Annotated in this window: 4 protein-coding genes; all 4 read right to left on the reverse strand. The window is 60.8% G+C overall.

Features of this window, described 5'->3' with window-relative positions; all coding sequences use genetic code 11:
* Nucleotides 1-402: 402 nt before the first annotated feature.
* Nucleotides 403-1,053 carry a hypothetical protein gene (locus IEZ12_RS37175; protein WP_189278837.1) on the reverse strand — a complete coding sequence of 217 codons (651 nt, stop codon included), beginning with the start codon at nucleotides 1,051-1,053 and terminating at the stop codon, nucleotides 403-405.
* Nucleotides 1,054-1,056: 3 nt separating this feature from the next.
* Entirely contained in the window at nucleotides 1,057-1,752 is a 696-nt protein-coding gene (locus IEZ12_RS37180; protein ID WP_189278839.1) for a class I SAM-dependent methyltransferase, read from the reverse strand.
* A 476-nt stretch (nucleotides 1,753-2,228) separates the two neighbouring features.
* Nucleotides 2,229-2,633: a hypothetical protein gene (locus tag IEZ12_RS37185; protein WP_189278841.1), complete on the reverse strand. Its 405-nt coding sequence runs from the start codon at nucleotides 2,631-2,633 to the stop codon at nucleotides 2,229-2,231.
* Nucleotides 2,630-2,890, reverse strand: coding sequence for a hypothetical protein (locus IEZ12_RS37190; RefSeq protein ID WP_189278843.1), 261 nt, complete (start codon nucleotides 2,888-2,890; stop codon nucleotides 2,630-2,632). The genes IEZ12_RS37185 and IEZ12_RS37190 overlap by 4 nt, the downstream gene beginning before the upstream one ends.
* Nucleotides 2,891-3,003 lie beyond the last annotated feature (113 nt).

Raw genomic sequence — 3,003 nt, forward strand, 5'->3', positions numbered from 1 at the left:
CCCTTCACCCGCCCACTCGACCTGCTGGGCATCATTTGACCAGCAGGATTACAAGATCACGGAACTTTGCAACAACCCTGCTCACCGCGCTGCGGGCCGAGGAGAAAGATCACGCTCTGACGTTCGACCAGGCTGATGGCCGGGGTAGGAATCCGGACGATTTTCCGCCATCCAGCACGCTGGTCCCGGCGGTGAGCACCCTGGCGAGATCCCTCCAGAGGCGAACTGACACTATCTGGCCGCGGTGGCGCGGGCAGGGGAGATGTGTGAGCAGGCCGGCGAGATGGTGAACTACCGGCGTATCGAGACGCTGCGGATGGGCGATGACCTGCAAGGACAGCGCTTTGCAGCCTTGGGTCGCGGGTCTGGTCATGCTGGGCGCGCGTCCGGGCGCGCAACTCTTCAACCCTTCAGAAGAATGGTTCGCACTATATCGCTGACATTCTCAAGCGTCTCCTGAAGCCCAGCGGACCCAGAAAGCGGAAATATGCCCTCTGTGCGAGCGTCGAAATACAGGAGGCCTAGCACCTTGTCGAATTCAATGATTGGAATGCACAAATAGGATCGCCGGTCGATAGTTCTTTCCCTCGTCTCCTCTTCCGTGTAGTTATATTCCTCGACCATGCGCAGACGATAATCCTCGTCCGAATGGAAATTCTCCGTGCGAATTGCGCGCGAAGTGTAAGATTTCTGAATTATCCCCTTGCCTCTGGGCAGATAGCGCCCGCCACCGCCTCCGTTTGGGACATATTCGCAGACCTGCCTGAACCATACGCCCTTCCGAAGGAATCTGCGGACCGGCACATGAATCGTGCTTCTAGCGTCGCTCCTCGGAGCGAGATCAAGCATGGTGAAAAGGGTTATTAGATGGTTCCTGATCGTTTCATGTGACCTCTTCCTGGCTTTTCGAAATTCAATCCCTAAAGTCGCCATCGCCACCAAGAGCGGTAATATAATCACCACCTTGGGAACGTAGCTTGCTCCGAGAATCCAACCAGCCAGGATGCTGGAGAAAAGTTGAATCCCTCGGAAAATGACAGCCTGACGCTCCATGATCTACGCACCCTTTCGGGCAATCACTACGGTGATCAAAGGGAGATCAAATGGCGATATACCCAGAATCTGTGCAGGCAGCTTCACATGTGGAGATATATTAGAAACGTCGCGAGGCATCGGAAAGTCCTCAATGAGCTCTGCGATCAGCCCCGCTTTCTCCGCTAGGGCGCGGATCGCGCGGTGCGAAGTTAGGCGAGAAGGGCGGCGAACGCGACTGCCGTCATGAAGTACGAATTCAGTTTCTGTTTCTGGCAGATCGAGAGAGCGTCGGAGAGGGAGGCCCCATGCTTGACTGGGGAGGGTGCCGATAAACAAACCACTGGGTCCCAGTACGCGTGCAATTTCTCGATACGCTCTGGAGTAGTTGAATGGATCATAAAGGAATGCGACAGCCAGGCTGAAGGACGAGTCAGCGAAAGGCAGATTCTCGGCCGCTGCGACAATCCTTCCTGCGGACATCTCTCTAGGCTGCAAACTTAGCATTCCCAGGGAGATGTCAACCTGGATTACACGATTTCCTGCGACACCCAGGTACTCTTGGACGCGCCCCCGACCTGCGCCAATTTCAAGTATTGGCCCGCTGGCAGCAATCTCAAAATGTAGAGGTTTCAAGGAGGCTGTAGTTGCGGCGTCAAAGTTCCTTGATGTGACATGCCGTTCACCATAATACTCCTCGGCAATCGGATCGTAGGTCATATTCCCCCACGGTGTTGAATGACTTACTCTTGCGGGAGGTTGCGGTGGAAGCGTGGAACTCGTTGCTGCTAGTTTGGACTTCTGGCGTGATGCTCCAGTTCTCGGCTCGATAAGACGCTAACATGCATGGTGGCCGGTTTCCTGCCGAGCCTCACGCACGACCCACCGCCACGTGTCCCGCACCTCGACAGCGACAGGCTGCTCGTGCTGAGCGCGAACGGCAGAGGCATCGCCATGCTGGGCGAGCAACGCTAAGGCGCAAGCCGACGGATCCCCGCTGGCAACCCATCGACATCCTCGCCCGCGTCCAGTCGAGCCGGGCCCTGGACTACGTCCGCGAGCTCAATGCCGCTCTCAGCCCCTGGCGCCGGGAAGCGGCCGTGCGCGACTTCGCCCACCGCATCCGCAGCGAGCTCGGCGTCGCCGCCTGATCGACCCATGGTGGGGCTCGGCCGTCGGCTGGGCCCACCTGTCGGTCACTGGGACGGGCGTCGCTGAGCCAGGACGGTGACGCCGCTCCGGCTTTCCAGTTCCTGCCGTAGGCTCGCGTTCTCCATGGTCAGGCGCCGAATGTGGTCCGCGTAGATGTCGAGGTGCCGGCGGAGGTCGTCCCGCTCGCGCCGTAGCAGCGTCAGCTTCTTCTCCAGCTCCGCCGCGCGATCGTTGCGCGGGCGTCCTGTGGCCTTGTGACCGGCCTCGGCCGCGATGTTGACCAACTCGGCCGCGACTTCGGGGAACCGGTTGTAAAAGGTCGGCCGCTTCAGGCCGAGGTGCCCGGCCAGCTCGGCGACTGTCAGACGTCGGCCCTCCTGCGCGGCCTTCGCAAGGAGTTCGTCCCGGGCGGCGTGGACCTCGGCGAGGGTGGGCTGGGCGGTCTTCACTTTGATGCCTCCGGCAGGTGCTTGTCGAGGAACCGGGCGACGGCCTCGTGCCGCTGCTGGAGCCTGTGCCTCACGTAGGGCGCCAGGGTGGCGCCGTCCGCGAGGGCGGCCTCCAGCCGGGCGAAGAACTCGCGCCAGCGTTCCGCGTTCTCCGCGTCCAGTGCGACGTTGCGGCACTCCAGCGGCTTGCATTCGGGCAGCGCGGCCGATGGCTGTCCTACTCGGTCGGCATGACAATCACCGACCAGATCCACCAAGCCGTTCTGCTGGTGCCCGCCTCGGCCTGGACGCCGCCAACGCGCCCACGCGCGCTTCCTCGTGGAGGAAAAGAAGGCGCACTACCTGCTGGTGGTCAAGGCCAACCAGCCCG

This window comes from Kitasatospora griseola (assembly GCF_014648555.1).
In the GTDB taxonomy this organism is placed as follows: domain Bacteria; phylum Actinomycetota; class Actinomycetes; order Streptomycetales; family Streptomycetaceae; genus Kitasatospora; species Kitasatospora griseola.